This window comes from Pantoea sp. JKS000250 (assembly GCF_003201065.1).
In the GTDB taxonomy this organism is placed as follows: Bacteria; Pseudomonadota; Gammaproteobacteria; order Enterobacterales; family Enterobacteriaceae; genus Pantoea; species Pantoea vagans.
Window position 1 is genome coordinate 523,187 of sequence record NZ_QICZ01000001.1, and the last position, 16,646, is coordinate 539,832.

Below are 16,646 nucleotides of genomic sequence, written 5' to 3' on the forward strand. Positions count from 1 at the left end.
CCCTATCCCCAAAGTAAATGATGGGATAAATCCTAGCCGGGATGTATCGCAATGGAAAGCAACAAAGCTATGGAGTTGGTGTTATGACGACTTCGCCACCCTCCTCGCCTTTTTAGCAAGGTAATCATCTGCAACCTGATCGTACTCTTCTCGAGTAAACCCCTTCTGGTCAGGGTATTTAGCTGCAAGCATGTGCTGAAACTCGGTCATCGTTAATTGCTCGGCTTCTGAGCGAGTCATGTTGAAGTGATTACGGGCTGCACTGACGTAGTCGAAGGCGTTGAACTCTGTCGTCGCTTTGCCGCTTTCATGGCGTTGTAGCTGGCGAACCTTGGCCTTACCGATGATGCCATGCGTTATCAGGGACTGAGCGATTAACAGCAGCTCAAAATCACCCATCACGCCCACGCGCCGCTTAATAGTCCTGCCTTTGCTCTTGCCGGGCGGAACTCACCGATAAGAGCCGATAAATCGTTTTCGCAGCAGGCTTCCATCACAGTCATGGCAGCCATGAGCGCCTTCTTTCCGTAACTGCTGCTGCGGATATGCTCGATTAGCCAAGCTGGAACGTGACCATATGCTGCTGTAGCTCGTTCAATAAGCGGCGTCAGCTCATCGTGGAGCAGGTCTGCAAATGCCTGGACAATCTCCTGTGGCTCGCCGATTCTGCTCATGGCAGCGAATGACGGACGGAAAAAATATTCATCTTCACCAGCAGTAATAAGGCATTCACCAATCTCTTTATACGGCATCATATAAATTTTGCCCATAAAAAACCCCGCAATTAGCGGGGCTTATGAAAATGAAGCTACTTAGGATAGTAGTGTCTGGCCTGAACCTAACGCAACAAATGCACCATTGTTACTGAAGTTTTGGATCGACTCGTAAAAACTGATTTCTTGGATTTTATTTTTGAAGATTTTCATTATTTAGCTCCTTCTGGATTGGTGGATTGCTGAGCAATTAGCTTGTTCTTTTTATAACCAGCGATGTAACTGATTGAAAATAGAATGCCTGCTGCGAATAGGGGGAGAATTGAACTCCCGACACCACCTAGCCTAAAGAACTTCACTTTCCCCTTGATGGTAACAATTCGCATTGCCCTTGTCAAACATCTTAGCAATCAAAGCTGTTGAAGCGCGGGCACAGTAATGCCCGCTGGATTATCAGCTTGTGACAGAAACCGCGCAGGTGCCGGTAAAGTTGCCGTCATTCGACTTGAAGGTGATGGTTGCTGTGCCGGCGGCCACACCAGTTACCAGACCGGTACTGCTGACGGTTGCTTTCGTAGCATCTGAGGTTGTCCACGTGCCGGATTTGTCAGTTGCATCAGCTGGTAACACGGTGCCGGTCAGCTGGCGAGTTGCACCAACTACGACTGAGGTAGTTGCTGGAGTCACGGTAACGCCTGTAGCAGGAATGCTGTCATCCGTATCGACCACCTGAATGGTATCGGCTGCTGCCACCTTAAACTCCGTAGAGAAGGTGATGATGTCGTTAGTACCACCGTCCGAACTTAGTGCGTTGATCAGCATGTAGCCCATGAACGTGACCGGGCCGAACTCCATACGAACCCACAGGGTGGGCTGGCGTGCTGCCTGAATCTCAGTGTTGAAATACTTAATCAGGCGACCAACTCCATACTGGTCCAGCTTATCGTTTCGGCGCACCTCACCCTCAAATGAAATGGTGAAATCAGCGTTTGTAACGATATTCTCTACATAGCCTTTTGTATCATCGGCATCTGACGTCACGCTGTTGGGCGAGAAGTCGAAGCCTTTGCTGGTGCCTGCCGCAAGCGCTTTCCACTCTGACTCTTGCGGTACTGCATCGGCGCAACCATCCGCTACTTCGAGCACAATGGCGCGGCCAAACAACTTTGTGTTGTCTGTTGGGCAATTTGCTGCCATGGGTAATTCCTCTTTTGATTAACTTTCGCCGTAAGAACAGGCAAATTGCAGGCGCCAGACCATACGCCCCTCTGCGGTGGGGATTGGTGATGGTATGCCACCCATATTGGTGATTTGGCCGACACAGGGGTCGCTGATGGGGTTTTGTTGCACGTAATCGATGATGGCCTGCACGTCTGCCTCTGACTTTGCATAATCACCTGCAGACTTGCCGGTAATCAGGTCAGCGAGCACGTAATAATCCGAGCCAGAATCTCTGTCTACCGGAGTGCCGCCGTTTGGACGGAACACGATGAAGCGCTGTTTCAGATCACCTGTATCAGTCCAAATGAGTGACTGAATCGAGTAACCGGAAGTCAGCCCGGCACCGATAAGAAGATTTTTAACGCGCTGATGCATTGGAGGATTCACAGGCTCATCTCCTTTTTAATGGTACGGTCAATGAGGTCGCGAGTATCCTCGAAGCCTTTGGTCAAAAACGCCTTCTGGGCTGTCGCCCGGCGGAAGGTCTGAGGCACGTTAGGGTCATGAACGTAAACCGCATAGTTAGCTGAGTAGCCAACCCTCCCGGTTAGACGCGTGCCTTTGATGTCGAGCTCTCGATACTGGCTGTTGATGAGCGTGGATGTGTCGATAGGCGTGTACATCGCCGCCTGTGAAGAACCGATGATTAATGCGCTTTGAATGGCCCTGACTGCCTTTCTGCCCTGAATGTCGCCAATCAGCGCGCTGAGATTCTGCTGAGCCTGCCGGATGCCTTTTACTTTCACACCCATATCAGCCTCCAGTCAGAATCGCATAATCATCAGTCAGCCGCTCAAAGGTGTCTGCATAGCGAATTGCCTGCATCACCTCATCAGCACCCGCTGCGATCGGGTCTGGATTGCCCGAAGCACCAATCAGGATGTAATCACCGGTATCTGCCAGTGCGTACTCCGTCCATATAGTGTTCTTGACCACCTTCTCGCCGCCTATCGCTCCTAACCGCTTACTCAGCCCACCCTGATAGTCGCATGCAATTATCAGCGGTTCAGACCAGCCAAGAGAATCGCCGTACTCATCCAGCCCCAAAGGCTTCCAGATGGTCGCCTGAGCCGTATATGACCAACTGGCTAAAGATGACATGTCATTCCCTCCAGCTGATTACAGTGGGCTTTTCAGCAGCGATACGCTTGCAGTTGAACACCCACTCACCAGCGCTATTCACGTAGCCGGTGGTTTCCCGTCCGGTAGACGTTTTCAGCCAGACGCGATCGTATGGTTTAGGCGGTGATGATGGAGGTTGCCAGCTCATTTCCGGCCCCCGCACATGCACCCGCCTTTAGCTACCCACAGCCCAGCAAATGCCTGCTGAGTAGGGTCGGCGGGAATCAATGCAGTGGCACACCCGTTTTTGTCCAGGCCACGCAGAAGGCCAAGCGAACCCTTCCACCGATCCGAAAATGAGCCATAGAGGAATGACCTCGACGCACCAGATGGGGCTGACTGAGAGCTGATATATTTATCGCCCTGCCCCAGCCCCATCAGTCCTAACAGGTACATCTGAATTAGTAACGCAGTAGCTGTCGGGTAGTTAGCATCCAGACATTCCTGAATGCTGTTTGCCTGCTCAACTAGCGCCGTGAGAATGAAATCTGGCAGCGTAATACCCTGGCTCACCAGATACTCTTTTGCCTGCTCCTGGGTAACCATGAATACCTCTCAGCCCTGCCGGAACAGGGCATAAAAAAACCGCCAGCGCGGCGGTCGTTATTCAGCAGATGGGAAAAGTTTTTCCAGCTCACCTTCTGGAAGCAGCTCTGCCAGCTTGTCAGCGCCTAATGTGCCTTTGAACTCGACCCCCAACTCCGTCAGGCGCGCTGCGATTTTCTCTTTACGCACTTGCTTATCGGAGGTGCCATCTGGAGTAGCCGGTACCAGCTGCGCAGAAGCTTTTTCCGAAATCTTGCGTAGGTGAGATTTCAGCGATGGATGAACCTTTTCAAGCTGCACAACATCACCCGTTGCCACGCCGTGCCACGGCTTAATTACTTCGTATTTCTCAGCCATGATTGCTCCTTATGCGAGGTTCGCGCCGTAGACCACACCGGATAGGCCTTCGCCGTCCTTCTTAATCTGCAAGCCTTCCGCAGACATGATCTGGAAGTTGTAGTTGCTCTGCGGCATTGGGCGCGGCAGTGGAACAACACCGACCGCCATGCCAACCAGCGGCGAGATAACATCCTGACGGCGCTCATAGGCGATGAACTCATTGCCTGACAGCGCATAAGTCATCTGGATAGACTTAACCGGGATGAACTTGCTGATCGCATCCAGCACTGTGCCGCTCAGAATTGCATTTGTGCCGGTGTTAATGTCTACCAGGTAAGGCTTCGCCATGTTCGCCCAGATTTCAGGGCTGACCCACATCTTGTCGTATGCGGTCACTTTGTTCGTGCGCGCATTGATACCGAATGGGCCGGTTGGACCGAAGAATGCAAGCAGTTGCGCCGGGGTCGCTGTGGTCAGATTGATATTCGCGCCGCCCGCGCCGCTACCCAGGTTGATTTTCTGAGTGTTGCGGTGGTTCTTCATGCCCTGCGCTTTGTAGCCATCAACTGAGATGGATTCATTGCCGTTCAGGTAGAAGTCGACGCGCTTTTTGTGGAACTTGCGCATCTTGGCAGCCTGAGAGTCCAGCGCCAGATCGATGCCGACAGTGCTCAGGCCTGCAGCATGACGCCAGTTAACGCCATAACCTGCGGTGAACACCGGGATCGGGTCGCCGTCTGAACCGAACTCGGTATGGTCGAAGGAGTACGGCGCCTGACCATCGATGCTGATTGATACGTCATCGGCAATATCGCCAGACACGTTATACAGCTTCGCGGTTTTGCCGATTGGCAGAACGGTCTGCACGCCCATCAGGTCATTGACGATTTCCATCCCAATTTCCTGATCTCGCATCTGGATAATCTGGCGGTCAATCTCAGCCCAGAATTCGCGAGTGAAGCCGCCGATGGCATTCGCTGCCAGCATTTCATGCGTCATGCGCGTGCGGAACGCGTTGACCATCATGTCGTGCTGAGCGTTGAAGATGTCACGGTTCGCCCACAGCTCGTTCCAGTGTCCGCGCAGTCGGCTGTTAGCAGCCAGTGTTTCAGCGGTAAAATACATTCTTATTCTCCTGATTAAGCGCCAGCAGCTGCGGCAACGGTGCCGACGCGCATACGCACGCGGATAAAGTCGGTAGAGCTTGCGGCGATAGTTGCTTCATCCTGGCTGTAGCCGATTACCGAATCGGTATCAGATGTCGCTTTGGTAAACTGACCGTTCGAGCCAAGCTTGATCGGGGCGTCTTTGCCGTAGGTGCCTGCAGCACACAGGAGTGCCAGCTCGCGACCTTCTTCCACGTAGTTACCTACAGCGGAGTCGCCAGCCGGGACTGCTTCAGTGATTTTCAGGCCCTGATGGTAGGCAACATCAATGATGTAGAGACGACCGGCCAGCGCGGTAGCCTGCGCAAACTCATTGTCGTCGTTGATGACAGCCGCAGTACCCGGCAGCAGAGCTGCAGCAGTAACGCGAGTTTCGGTCTTGTACAGAGACTGACCGTCGATGTTAACGCGACGATAACGTGCCATTACGCATCACCTCCGAAGTAAGCAGCCGGATCCGGTGCGCCGGTCACTGGTGGGTTTTTGGCGGAGTTGGTACCCAGTGGGGCAGCTTCGCCAAGTGATTTGAACATCGCTTCCAGCGCCTCACCTGATAATGCGTTAGCCACTATTTCACCGTGGACTGCAGATACAGCATCACGCTTGATTTTCTCTTCAGCGCGGGAGTTAGCGGTCAGGGAGTCGGAAAGTGTTTTCTGATTGGCCTGAATGCCTGCCAGCGCTTCGGTAATTGGCTTCAGTGACGCCTCGTTGTTAGCAGCGATTGCGCCGCTGACGATAGTGCCAATCTGTTCCAGTTCTTCTTTGGTTAAAGGCATATCGCCCTCCGTTTGGTGGTTTTTTGCAGGAGCATCCTGCGGCGTAAAAAGGGATTTAACTTTGTTAGCTACGATGGCGACCCATGATTCTTGGCGGGTAACTTTAGAGCCGGTATCGTCAAAGGTGATCTTGCCGCCTTCAGTGGTGTAACCGTAAACCTGCGCATCGCCCCCATTGCGGATGACTATCGCCTGAGAATCGGTGAAGTCAGCAATCCACGCGTAATCGTCCGGGCCCGTTGCAAACTTATCGCGGGCGGCCTGCTCTAGACGTCGTTCGCGTTCGCGGTATGACTCTCCAATCAGCGCGCCAGAATTAGCCTGAAGCGTTTTAGCCTGGTCAGCGTTAACCATCAGGCCAACACCCTGCTCTGGCTGTGCAGCACCCACCTCATGGAGCAGGATGGCGTCATGGTCCATCGCGTTAATCTTCGCGACCCACTCGATGCCCTGTGCCTTCTGTTCAGTATTGGCTTCCAGTTGCTCAAGGAAAACGGCAACGCTGGTGTGGATCGGCGGAACATCATCACCGCGTTCAATGGCGGATACGCGCTCAAGAAGTTCTCGACCGCCTTCACTCTGGTTGGCAACTGTGGTGTCGACCCATTTTTCCGCATATACGCGGTTTCCTGATTTCTTCACGTTGCGGTTCCACGCACCGATGTGACCGGCGTTGATGCCCTCAGGTGAGAAAGCTGAGACAAATTGGCCGTTAACCGTCGGATGCCCAAGCGGTGCAAGCGTGCCTTCCAGCCCCTGATAATGAGCGTCAATTTCCGATGCTGAATAAAGCCCGCCGTTCATCACAACGTTGGCCGGCAGCGTGTAACTCGGCAGAACCAGATGTTCACGACCGTTGTAAGTTTCACGGCGAATAGCCTGACTGTTCACCCTGGTGGTGACGTTTACCTGCATAGTCATGGTTATCTCTCAATTAAGCCGCGTGCTTAAGGTCGCAGCAGTGATGTGATTTGTTGGTTGCCATCCGCTTGCCCCATGTCTGGGTAAACTCTTTTTTGGCGATATCGATTACAGAGGAATTGAGCGGCACGCCCTTCTCATCAACCAGCACAGTGACCTGAGAGCATTTGCAGTTGATCGCATTGCCGTTGATGCTGTACCAGTCGCGGACATCTTCTGAGGTGTAAAGTTTGCCGTGACGCAGAGCGTGCGTCTGGCGGGTCGTGGGACTCAATGCTGACAGGTGCAGCAGCATGACATTCAGCCCGAGATCATCACTGGCTGAGTCATGCTCATCCCAGCGTGCACGGCGTAACGCCGTTGTTATCTCGGTTCGGGCGATGCGGTTAGCGCGCCCCTGTTCAATGCCAATCTGATCACGTATGCGTCTGGCGACTTCTTTCGGGTTCTGGCCCCGACCAATGCCGTCAGTCAGCACCCGTGACAGGCTCTGCTCAACATCAGCCGATAGGCCCTTCATCTCTTCAAACGTGCGCGCCCTGACAAGCACCAGGCGGTTTTGATACGCATCACTGAGAAGGATATCCTGCACGCTACCGCGATACGCCTCATAGGTTGCAGATTGCTGAGCGAGATTGGCAAACTCCTGCGCCGTGCCGCGCTGATACGATGGCGATACGTAGTCCTGAAACAGCCACGGATTAAACTCACCACCCTGCAGCAGGATTTCATCAACGAGTGAATCGCCGTTCTGCAAGAGCATCGAAAGCAAGGTCGGGTCTAACTGGAAGGTGTATCGCTGGTTTACTGCGGGTTCTGCCGGAATCCGATTGAGCAGTTCGATGTATTGCGCGCCTATTTGCTTCAATCGCTTCGCATAATCACGCATCGCGCCGCGTTCAAGCCGATCTACGCCGGTAGGGTCGAGCTTGTTAGCCGGCAGTATCGCTGGCTTCGGTTTCCTTTTCAGTTTCGCCATCTTCCTCGCCCTCCGGTAGTGGCTCACTGCCGCCTGGCTCATATCCTGCGGCCACGCGAATCTCATCAACCGTAAATACCTGCTCGCCAGATGCCAGCGATGTCTGGTTGATATTGCTCATCTTCACCGCGCTATCCAGCTTGTCAGATGGTGACTGCTCGTTGAGCTCATCCCACACGATGCTGAACTTAGCGACCGGCTTGATGATCTGCAGATAGGTGAGCTTGTCGACCATATCCTCTGCATCGAATGACAGGTCGCCACGACGAGACTGGCAGCAGCCATTAAAGTAAATCTGGTCTTCTGTGCTGGCACGCTCACCTGACTGATTGCCGACGATGATGCGAGAAGGCATATCAACTGATGAGCTGAATGTCTTCAGGTTGACGTCATAAGTTGGTGATGGGTCAGAAACCGCATTGACCATTGAGGTAACCTGAGCGCCCTGTGTGATTAGCAGCGTGTCGTTGCCGCGGTTAATCTCGCGTGCGGCTTCGTTATAGCGCTCCTGCAGCTCCTCAACCGTCACGCTGTACATGGAGGCCAGATTGTTGAAATCGACCTCTTTGTCGAAGTTGATATTCTGCTGACGGGCAGCGTTTTTGAGGAATGACTCTCCTGAGCCACCTTCGACTTTCTCTAGGCTCACGCAGGCGTTGTACCCCGGCTCAAGGAAGCCGATAGCATCCTCTGACATGTCGCCGATAATCAGCACGCGGTCTGGATGGATCTTGCGTTGCGCGGTGCTGCCATCAGTAAGCGATTCGGTGTACTGCCACATGGTTATGGTGCCGGAATTGTCACGGCTGCCAACTTTTAGCGCGCTGGCCCATACCGGCGTAATCTTCTGTAGCGCCTTTCCTTTGACAGCTGGCTCATCCCATTTTTTGCTGTCTTTAACGTGCAGCAGGATGCCAGCCCAGCGGCCAACTAATCGTCGTTTGTCAGCTTCAGCAAATGCTCGCCAGAAGCGATGGGTGAACACCTGTTTACTGGTCTTCTCCCATGCAGTCAGGTCGCGTGATTCGTCAGACTGCTCACCCTCAATCACCTGAGGGTTAGTTTTCCAGCAGTTTGAAACCAGTTTATTAACCGCGCCGTGAGCAATACCGCCGCGACGGTAGAGTTTGTGCAGGTCATCGAATGTCAGGTCTTCTTTGAAGCCGTATTCGCACCATGCGCTCTCACGCTTCACATCCAGCCCCATGCCGGGATTGAACGCCATAGCGCGAGCACGGGCAAGCCTGACGTCATTCAGCGCGTGATTGACGGCTAGTGATAGTTTGTCAGTCATGGTTTGTCCGTTGGTGGGTTATTTACCTTGAAGGCGCTTGGGGATCATCATGCCCATCGTTTGGGCTTTGCGCTTGATGTGACCATCGAGACCGTAGCGGATGCCATCCCAGCAGTGCTCATCTCCGTCAGCAAGCTTCGGCAGCACCTCGCCGGTAATGCGGTCAGTTTTGTATGACCACATGCGGGCTTCACGTGCGACATTCTTGCAACGGGGGTGAATGATGATCTCATCAAAGCCACGAAGATGAGCGATGCCATCCTCAACGCTGCCCTGCCACTTCTCAGCGGCTGATATGTTGAATCCCTGCCGCTTGAGATAGCTGATTGTTTCCGGACGCGCAGAGTCTGCTTTGATAGGCCACTCGCGCACACCGGGGATGGTGTCGTATAAAGCTGGCATGTAATCCAGCTCGGTCTGCTGACCATAGGCTTCATATTCAATATAGAGCCGGTTGTGCAGGATGAAGGAGCGCACCAGCGTGTTCGGGTCTTTGGCGAAACCGAAGTCGGCCCCGAAGAACAAACGCTCCGCTTCTTTCCAGAGGTTTTCCGAGAACTCAGCAATTCGGTATTTCCCAGCCAGCACCTGCTTATCGGAGTTCTCCAGATAAGCCCCTTCCCACACCCAAGCATAAGTTGCTGGGTCAAGGCGGCGTTGGTCATTCATACGCTCGCCTTCCAACACGCTGGGAAACCACGGATTATCCGTGTAATTCATCTCGACGGTAACGCAATCGTCGCCAGCCTCTTTGCGGAATCGCTTATCGGTGGCGCTACCGTCGCGCTCAGGGTTCCAGGTCACCCAAATCTCTGAACCTTCTTCACGCACCGTTGGGCTGAGCTTCTGCCAGGCAATTTCACTAACTGACTCGGCTTCGTCCACCCAGCACAGCAGGATTCGTGCTTTGGACTTGATACTGTCCAAGTTGTGCCGAAGTCCCGCGAAGACATAAGTTACCGATTTGTCGATGGTGCGGATGTATTTCTCGCCAATGTCAAAATTGGAAGCCAGCCACGGCACGGACAATATCGCCTGCTTGACCTCCTGCATGCTCGACTCTTCCAGCGAGTTCATGAATTCACGAGCACACAGGATTACGCCGCTCTCTCCATTCATCATGGCCTGATATGCCTTCACGGCAGTCATCAGAGCAAACGTCCGCGTCTTTGCGCTGCCGCGACCACCATGTGAGCAGCGATATCGCTTGTTGATGGCGGTAAACAGTGGCGCAAGTTTGGCGGGGATCGGGAGTTGAACGGCTTCACTCATGATTTAGGCTTAACAGGCAGTAACTGGATGGTTGTCGGCTTAGTAGCCATGCTGCCATCAGATGACTTGTGATCGATTTCCTGACTTACTTTGTCGCCGTACTTCTTCGGGTTCATGCGAGCCAGTGCCCATTTTCGTGTGTCGATGCGCAGGCGCGCTTTCGCAACAGCTGCTGATTCCTCAGTCGCATCGTCTGCTATGTCGAACATCTCCTCGAAAATTGCGTCGGCGCGGGTCTCGGTGGCTTTCGCGTATTGGTCTCTAAACTCTTGATGTTGTGCCAGCCAGCGGAATACAGTCGCCTTGGCGGGCATTCCCGGACGCTCACAAACTTTACGCAGGCTTTCACCATCGGCAAGCAGTGAACAGATATCAGCAGCCACCTCTGGTAGATAATCAGAAGGGCGGCCAGTTTTAGCTTTGGTCGCCATAATTCACCTTAAACTTTTCTTGCAGCCTACCGATATGGAAATAAAGGAGGCATTATGATTTACGTTCAATTGATACTTATCTTGTTGGCAGGGATTTTGGTGTGCAAGTGGCTACACATCAGGAACAGAACTATTTACTTTCATCTGTACAGTGTTGCCAGCCACGGTTCAAAGCCAGCGACTATTCATATGCGATTTAAAAACTGCCCAGTTGGCAAAGACGCTGTATTTGAAATCTATGAAGAGCTGCAGAGCACTTTGATAGAACTACAAAAAAAGGGATATGATCGCGTGAAATTTGTTTCACACCTTTTCCGTAAAGGAGGAACGCACGAGTTGCTTAGTTTCTTGAATTCTCATGGCATGGTGTGTGAAAAAAAGGCTTTCCGTCCTACACCGTGGACCCACGCTTTATCGAACAAAGTCTTGATGCGTTATCATAAAAAACGTGGAATAAAGGTCTCGTCTAAGTCTCTGGATATCACTATCAGATTACATTCCGATTCATCAACCAGCACTTGCTGTTGACGTGAGAGGGGCAAGCCGGTTACACAGGGCCCCTAACGCGATTTTGCTATACCCGCTCCAATAAAAAACCGCCCGGAGGCGGCTTATTTAGGTAGCTCTACTTATTCACAAATTCTTCATCAGGATACTTATCGATAATGCTTTGTATCTCTGAATCAAGAATTCCTCTTAGCTGGGTAGCTGTTAACGAACTCCCATCTTCGACTATTAAACTATGACTTCTGACATTGCCATTCACGCCCCACTGCCAAACGAGTCTTTTCATGGGTTCCACAGACAGAACTCTGAGGTTTCTAAATGGAATCATCGTTCCGGCAATGTCTTCAATTTCATAATCTGTCATGGCGCTCTCCCGAGTTAGTCCACCACATTATTATCTTTTTCATCATCAGGCGCACTCGCAAATGCTCCTTGTGATGGCCACAAAAAAGCCCCCCTGTGAGGGGGCTTTATCACTTATGACTTGAAGCCACTTTTACCGTGGGCTTTGCGCCATGCTTTAACAGCGGCGACAATATTGACAGGTGTTGCGTCCTTATCATCGCTGTAAAAGATGAGGTCAGAACCTTCAGGGTGCTCACTTACCGAAATGAAATTTTCCAGAAGTTTGTCCTGATGAGCTTCGCCGCCTTTAGCGCTGCAGATTTCACTCACAAGCTGGGTGAACTCGGCTTCCGTGTAATCATGAAAACTAGGTTTCAGCTTCATTACTGATGTCCTCCTTTTCGGTGAAAATCATCTTACTCCTTTTGCTCGTGCACGCGTTCTGACTTGAGCACCTCATCAGGCACTAGGTATTCCCAAGCGATAGCCTCCTGAGCAACGTCAATAAAGCCCTCAACCAATTTTGGCTATACATCTTTGTAGATCACTGCGCGCGCTTAACTTAATTTTTACATCGATCTGCTTTTTAATAAATTTACACGTTCGAATAAAAAACCCGCCAAAGCGGGTTTACATTTTTTGATACCAAGGTGCAAAAATCAGCTCCCTATGTGATAGTGCAAAGCTGTAATCTCTGGGACGTCAGCAGGCTTCACGGGGAACTTCATTTTTGCAAAATTGCTCAGAATACTTCCAACCACCCTCTGGCACTTAGATGGGTCGTTATTTTCATCAGCCCAGAACCGCACTGGCTTGCTCTCTCCGTGTCGCTGCTGAACATATACAGTGCATTCACCACCGTTAGAGAGGTCTGCTTTCATTAGTTTATAGGTTGGTACATCAACTGTGCCGACTTGGTTTACGTACTTCTGAGTGTTGCTATTAACCTCACTCGCATGCTTGTTAGGGTTGTTTGTAACTCCCCCAGTATGCTTAGCCTGACACCCAACAAGCGCCACTACCGCCAGTGCAAATAGTATTTTTTTCATCGCTTACTCCCTGTTGAATAGTAAGCATCTTATATCACATTGTTACATTGCATGATACAGATCTGTTAAAGGCTGCGGCAAACTTGTTATCGCTATGTTTCTTCATTAAAACCGCCCGTAGGCGGTTAGATTCAGATTTTGTTAAACGCAACGAGAATAATGTTTTTGGAATCAAGGCCCGTTTTACTGGAAACATCATGAATATATTTTTTAGTTATTTCCGAGTGAGTTTCGTTTGAAGGAATATCAAAAGTATCCCAGCCTGCTGCAGTCGTGCCACTTTCGTCAGCGTATTTCCAAGAAAAGAACCAGCTTTGCATAAAACCTCCTTTGTTTTTTGAGGGTTTAGATTACTCCTAAGAATATTCTTAGTGAAGTAAAATTTATGGTTCCGGATTCGCAACGTGGCTAACCGTTATCCATTGTCGGAGAGATTCATCATCAGGCGCACTCGCATGAAAACGGTTGTGAATTTTACCATATCGCCTAATCGACACGGTTGCTGGCTATTTCAGGGTACAACCGATGTCTGGCCCCAGGGCGCCTTTCTCAGACTTAATCTGTTTAGCGACATCCTCAGGAATGCCTGACCAGACCTTCAGGTGTGGGGTTGTTCTTAATTCAATTTCTGAGACCGTTACTTCATAGTCGCAAAAGTTAGACGCACGGGGTGTTTCCTGGTCCATCAGGAAGGCGGCAAATTTTCCTTCCGCGGGTGAAGAGCCGGTGTACAGAATTTTCCAGTAGCCACTGGGGATTTCCCCATGGGGAGCATTTGGTAATGTGCCGACAGGACGCTCAAACAATGGACCTGTGACGACATGTACCGCTGAAATATGAGCCCGATTTGCCAGTTGCCTTTCTTTGTCTTCCAGTCGAACCCATGCCCCCTGGTTCAGAGCGGCTTTTTGCGGGGTGATGTTTGAAAGGTAATTAAGGCTTTGCCAGTCGGAGGATGCACCTAATCCAGCCAGTGGAGCTTGATGACCACGATCGACTTTCAGCGCGGCATTTGCTCCGTTGTAGTCCGATGGAGCCAGCGTATCTGATGCTGGCAGGTCTGGGTCTTGCTTCCAGTTTCTGGCACGTCCTCCCTGCTGGCTGGATTTTGTTATTTTATACGCAACCCAGTTGGCAAATTTTGTCGCGCTGTTGTTATTTAGCGTGTACGCATTTCGAATTATTGTCTGCTCACTCCCACCTGTTGGACATCCAACCCCGCAGTTGTCAGATACCGCCATAATTGCAGTCTGCGGCTTATGCGTTGTAGAACATGCACTCAATAACATTACGGTCAAGAGTGTTAAAATTCTTCTCATCCCTACCCTTCTTAAACAATTTTGAATTCGACGAATTGGTTAATGCGTACGTTTGTGTGACCGCTTTAGTTCAGGCATTGCTCTTTAATGTATTCCTGCAGCCCAGCTATTTGCTTACCGGCGACTTCGATTCGCTCTCTGAGGGTGAAATAATCCCGTTGAGCAGCATCAGTAAGTCGGGCGCTGGCTGCATCATCCATGCTGGTGGTGCCGGTGGCGGATTGCCTCTGACAGGTGGCGTTGAGCTGCAGCCGGCGCTTGCCAGTAGCAACATCATCATGCAGCTGATCGATAGTCGCTTTAGCATCAGCTAGCTCCTTCGTGTATTTCTCATCGAGGGCAGCCACATCGCGCTGGCGTGTCTGCATATCGGTGATAGTGTCTTTTGCCAGCCTGAGATTGCTTGTTGCTGTGTCACGCTGCGATTTGTAGTCAATGGCATTGCCGCGGTAATAGAGCGCGAACGCTACTGAGGTAGCGAACAGCAGTAGAACCAGCAGAATTAGCGCAGTGAGCACTTTAGCCTTTAAGGTCATCGGCAGTCTCCGCCAGGCACATGGTGCGCTCCATATCGCGGCGGTTCATTAATCCCCGCCACTTCTGGCCGCCAGCGTAAATCCAGCGTCGTAGCTCTTCACACGCACCATCTACATCGCCAGAATTAAGCTTCTTCAGCAGTGAAGATTTGGAGAACGCCCCAGAGCCAACGTTGTAGGTGAAACTGTAGAGGGCTGCGCGCTGGTATTCGCCCAGCGGCACTTTGACCATGCTATCTACCGACTTCTTAACCGGCTGCAGATCATTCCATAGCAGGCGATCACATTCACGGTCCGTGTACTTCTTACCCTTGATGATGTCGGTTCCGGTATGGCCGTCGCAGACAGTCCACACGCCAGCCACATCTTTGTAAGGCTCGTATACCCTCCCCTCTACCCCATCCTTTCCGCCGAGGAATAACGTAGCGATAGCCATAGCTCCGCCACCCGCGACAGCAATAAGCTTATTGCGCAGGCTGTTTGACATAGCCATGGGTTATTCCTCGTTGATGTCTGGTGCAGTGGGCCAGCGCTGAAGGGCTTTGATTTGCGCGAGGGTGGCCTTGCGCTTGTAATACCAGTTGATGCCGAGCGTGAAAAGCGCGACCAGAATACCGGCCAGGACGCCTACAGCACTCCATTCATCGGGACTTAACCTTGTCAGCAGACCATTGGCGATTGTCCCGGCAGATGCGCCGTATGCCGCGCCTGAAGCCAGTTTGCTCATATCTATACTCATATCACCTCCGTGATTACGGGCGGTGCTGTAGGTAGTCAGAAGAAAAGAGCGCTCCTCCCCATCACAGCAATGAGGGTTATCAGATTTAATTTTGGGAGGGCGCTAAACGAAAAAAGGCCGCCTATCGGCAGCCTTCTGAAAAGTTGGAATGTTTAAATGCTAATGTTTTTCGTTGCATGACCGTTTAATACGCATAATTCACATAGCGCTGAGGGATCATGAAAAAGCTATTAGGATTTATCATTCTCGGGATTTATATATTTTTTGTGAGCTTTTGCGGCACCTTTGCTGCTTCTGTTGCCACTGCTGCGACCAGACAAGTGCTTGATGAATGCCAAATGCCTCAATTCAGCTCTGAACAGCTCGGAGTAATCGCTAAATCATCGGCAGTTTATGGATTGTGCTTAGTATGGGCAGTAGTTGTAGTCAGCATAGGGACAGTGATGCTGAAGAAATTTATCTGGCCGGCATTAAGATTTTTATGTCTCAAGATAAGATACTTTTTCCATGGTTATTAATCTGAACGCTTACTGATTAGATTCCATGATTCTCTTTCAGAGTAGCTACGATAGGCACAAGGAGCTGTACCAACAAAAGATTTGTGCATGTTTGACGAAATTATCAAACGTTGGACTTATTATCGGAGAAGTTAGAAACACCTATCCTAGGGAAGGGATATTCCCTGCTCTATACCCTGTAGCGGATAACGAAAAAGCCCCGTCGACTGGTGAGGTCGCGAGGCTATTTAACTATCACAAATCAATGGAACTGACTGGATTAAGTTATCGCGTTAAACAACAGCGCGCAACTTCAACTGTTGAGAATCATATCCCCAGCTTCATGAAAAGTAAATAGCTCACGATAAAATAACAGGCGATTTTATGTCTGCACTTCCAGTTGCGCCTTAAAGGAAAACTAAATCATAAGAACTGATCATATATCAGTATTAATTTATAGGAATGTTCTGATAGATTGTTGTGACCGTAACCTAACCAACCTCACATTCAGGATGCCGTAAATTTATGAAAAAGATTGCAGCTCTTTTAATGCTCACCGCAGTATTTGCTTTCTCAAGCTCAGCTATGGCATGCCCTAAAGGCACGCATCCACACGGTGGAACCGGTTCTCACCATGCTGGCGGTACATGTTACTAACCCAGTAATTTACTAAAGTGCAAAGGTGCATGCTTTGAAAAAAACATTAGCAGTACTCTTCCTTGCTTTATCTCTGGGCTCAATTACACAAGCTTTTGCTGGCAACTGCCAACATGCAAATGATACTGCAGCAGATGGCTCTCGTTGTGGCGGACGTTCATCAGATTCACGTCCCGGCGGGAATTGATTAGCAATAACCCACCTCACGGTGGGT

Annotated in this window: 25 protein-coding genes and 1 pseudogene; 3 read left to right on the top strand and 23 right to left on the bottom strand. The window is 50.9% G+C overall.

Annotated features, from left to right (window positions below):
* Nucleotides 1-81: 81 nt before the first annotated feature.
* The 15 genes and pseudogenes from BY447_RS02620 to BY447_RS02690 form a co-directional block, all read right to left on the bottom strand.
* Nucleotides 82-755, bottom strand: a pseudogene (locus BY447_RS02620) (DUF6246 family protein).
* A gap of 411 nt (nt 756-1,166) precedes the next feature.
* Nucleotides 1,167-1,910: an Ig-like domain-containing protein gene (locus tag BY447_RS02625; RefSeq protein WP_110330420.1), complete on the bottom strand. Its 744-nt coding sequence runs from the start codon at nt 1,908-1,910 to the stop codon at nt 1,167-1,169.
* Nucleotides 1,911-1,928: 18 nt separating this feature from the next.
* Nucleotides 1,929-2,321, bottom strand: a complete 393-nt coding sequence (locus BY447_RS02630; RefSeq protein ID WP_110330421.1) for a hypothetical protein — start codon at nt 2,319-2,321, stop codon at nt 1,929-1,931.
* Nucleotides 2,318-2,686, bottom strand: coding sequence for an HK97 gp10 family phage protein (locus BY447_RS02635; protein WP_110330422.1), 369 nt, complete (start codon nt 2,684-2,686; stop codon nt 2,318-2,320). Before BY447_RS02635 ends, BY447_RS02630 begins: the two co-directional genes overlap by 4 nt.
* Before the next feature lies 1 nt (nt 2,687).
* A complete protein-coding gene (locus tag BY447_RS02640; protein WP_110330423.1) occupies nt 2,688-3,035 on the bottom strand; it encodes a hypothetical protein in 348 nt (115 codons plus the stop codon).
* A 1-nt stretch (nt 3,036) separates the two neighbouring features.
* On the bottom strand, nt 3,037-3,204 hold the full coding sequence (locus tag BY447_RS02645; protein WP_110330424.1) for a 50S ribosomal protein L13: 168 nt from the start codon (nt 3,202-3,204) through the stop codon (nt 3,037-3,039).
* The gene (locus tag BY447_RS02650; RefSeq protein WP_110330425.1) at nt 3,201-3,602 is read right to left on the bottom strand and encodes a DUF7370 family protein; all 402 of its coding nucleotides are present in this window, start codon (nt 3,600-3,602) and stop codon (nt 3,201-3,203) included. Before BY447_RS02650 ends, BY447_RS02645 begins: the two co-directional genes overlap by 4 nt.
* A gap of 57 nt (nt 3,603-3,659) precedes the next feature.
* On the bottom strand, nt 3,660-3,959 hold the full coding sequence (locus BY447_RS02655) for a hypothetical protein (RefSeq protein WP_110330426.1): 300 nt from the start codon (nt 3,957-3,959) through the stop codon (nt 3,660-3,662).
* Between the two features lie 9 nt (nt 3,960-3,968).
* Complete coding sequence (locus BY447_RS02660) at nt 3,969-5,066, bottom strand: major capsid protein (protein ID WP_110330427.1); 1,098 nt, start codon at nt 5,064-5,066, stop codon at nt 3,969-3,971.
* Nucleotides 5,067-5,080: 14 nt separating this feature from the next.
* On the bottom strand, nt 5,081-5,533 hold the full coding sequence (locus BY447_RS02665; RefSeq protein ID WP_110330428.1) for a hypothetical protein: 453 nt from the start codon (nt 5,531-5,533) through the stop codon (nt 5,081-5,083).
* A complete protein-coding gene (locus tag BY447_RS02670) occupies nt 5,533-6,807 on the bottom strand; it encodes a hypothetical protein (RefSeq protein WP_110330429.1) in 1,275 nt (424 codons plus the stop codon). The genes BY447_RS02665 and BY447_RS02670 overlap by 1 nt, the downstream gene beginning before the upstream one ends.
* A 13-nt stretch (nt 6,808-6,820) precedes the next feature.
* Nucleotides 6,821-7,786 (bottom strand): phage minor head protein, encoded by a 966-nt coding sequence (locus BY447_RS02675; protein WP_199226916.1) that lies wholly within the window; start codon nt 7,784-7,786, stop codon nt 6,821-6,823.
* The gene (locus BY447_RS02680; RefSeq protein WP_110330430.1) at nt 7,740-9,080 is read right to left on the bottom strand and encodes a DUF1073 domain-containing protein; all 1,341 of its coding nucleotides are present in this window, start codon (nt 9,078-9,080) and stop codon (nt 7,740-7,742) included. Before BY447_RS02680 ends, BY447_RS02675 begins: the two co-directional genes overlap by 47 nt.
* Nucleotides 9,081-9,098: 18 nt before the next feature.
* On the bottom strand, nt 9,099-10,352 hold the full coding sequence (locus BY447_RS02685) for a PBSX family phage terminase large subunit (protein ID WP_110330431.1): 1,254 nt from the start codon (nt 10,350-10,352) through the stop codon (nt 9,099-9,101).
* Nucleotides 10,349-10,783, bottom strand: coding sequence for a ubiquitin carboxyl-hydrolase (locus BY447_RS02690; protein ID WP_110330432.1), 435 nt, complete (start codon nt 10,781-10,783; stop codon nt 10,349-10,351). Before BY447_RS02690 ends, BY447_RS02685 begins: the two co-directional genes overlap by 4 nt.
* Before the next feature lie 54 nt (nt 10,784-10,837).
* Here BY447_RS02690 and BY447_RS02695 point away from each other — a divergent pair, with 54 nt between their 5' ends.
* The gene (locus BY447_RS02695; RefSeq protein WP_110330433.1) at nt 10,838-11,311 is read left to right on the top strand and encodes a hypothetical protein; all 474 of its coding nucleotides are present in this window, start codon (nt 10,838-10,840) and stop codon (nt 11,309-11,311) included.
* 97 nt (nt 11,312-11,408) lie between these two features.
* On the opposite strand, the gene BY447_RS02700 is transcribed toward BY447_RS02695, so the two are convergent.
* The 8 genes from BY447_RS02700 to BY447_RS02735 all read right to left on the bottom strand — a co-directional run bounded on the left by BY447_RS02700 (nt 11,409) and on the right by BY447_RS02735 (nt 15,278).
* A complete protein-coding gene (locus BY447_RS02700) occupies nt 11,409-11,654 on the bottom strand; it encodes a hypothetical protein (protein ID WP_110330434.1) in 246 nt (81 codons plus the stop codon).
* A gap of 113 nt (nt 11,655-11,767) precedes the next feature.
* Complete coding sequence (locus tag BY447_RS02705) at nt 11,768-12,019, bottom strand: bacteriocin immunity protein (protein ID WP_110330435.1); 252 nt, start codon at nt 12,017-12,019, stop codon at nt 11,768-11,770.
* Between the two features lie 275 nt (nt 12,020-12,294).
* The gene (locus BY447_RS02710) at nt 12,295-12,684 is read right to left on the bottom strand and encodes a hypothetical protein (RefSeq protein WP_110330436.1); all 390 of its coding nucleotides are present in this window, start codon (nt 12,682-12,684) and stop codon (nt 12,295-12,297) included.
* 131 nt (nt 12,685-12,815) lie between these two features.
* The gene (locus BY447_RS02715; protein ID WP_110330437.1) at nt 12,816-13,004 is read right to left on the bottom strand and encodes a hypothetical protein; all 189 of its coding nucleotides are present in this window, start codon (nt 13,002-13,004) and stop codon (nt 12,816-12,818) included.
* A 186-nt stretch (nt 13,005-13,190) separates the two neighbouring features.
* On the bottom strand, nt 13,191-14,003 hold the full coding sequence (locus BY447_RS02720) for a DNA/RNA non-specific endonuclease (RefSeq protein ID WP_110330438.1): 813 nt from the start codon (nt 14,001-14,003) through the stop codon (nt 13,191-13,193).
* 65 nt (nt 14,004-14,068) lie between these two features.
* A complete protein-coding gene (locus BY447_RS02725) occupies nt 14,069-14,539 on the bottom strand; it encodes a lysis protein (RefSeq protein ID WP_110330439.1) in 471 nt (156 codons plus the stop codon).
* A complete protein-coding gene (locus BY447_RS02730) occupies nt 14,523-15,032 on the bottom strand; it encodes a lysozyme (RefSeq protein WP_110330440.1) in 510 nt (169 codons plus the stop codon). The genes BY447_RS02725 and BY447_RS02730 overlap by 17 nt, the downstream gene beginning before the upstream one ends.
* Before the next feature lie 3 nt (nt 15,033-15,035).
* The gene (locus BY447_RS02735; RefSeq protein ID WP_033758113.1) at nt 15,036-15,278 is read right to left on the bottom strand and encodes a phage holin; all 243 of its coding nucleotides are present in this window, start codon (nt 15,276-15,278) and stop codon (nt 15,036-15,038) included.
* Nucleotides 15,279-15,496: 218 nt separating this feature from the next.
* Here BY447_RS02735 and BY447_RS02740 point away from each other — a divergent pair, with 218 nt between their 5' ends.
* Both BY447_RS02740 and BY447_RS23465 read left to right on the top strand, forming a co-directional pair.
* Nucleotides 15,497-15,796: a hypothetical protein gene (locus tag BY447_RS02740; protein ID WP_110330441.1), complete on the top strand. Its 300-nt coding sequence runs from the start codon at nt 15,497-15,499 to the stop codon at nt 15,794-15,796.
* 670 nt (nt 15,797-16,466) lie between these two features.
* A complete protein-coding gene (locus BY447_RS23465) occupies nt 16,467-16,619 on the top strand; it encodes a transmembrane anchored protein (RefSeq protein ID WP_110330442.1) in 153 nt (50 codons plus the stop codon).
* The last annotated feature ends 27 nt before the right edge of the window (nt 16,620-16,646 follow it).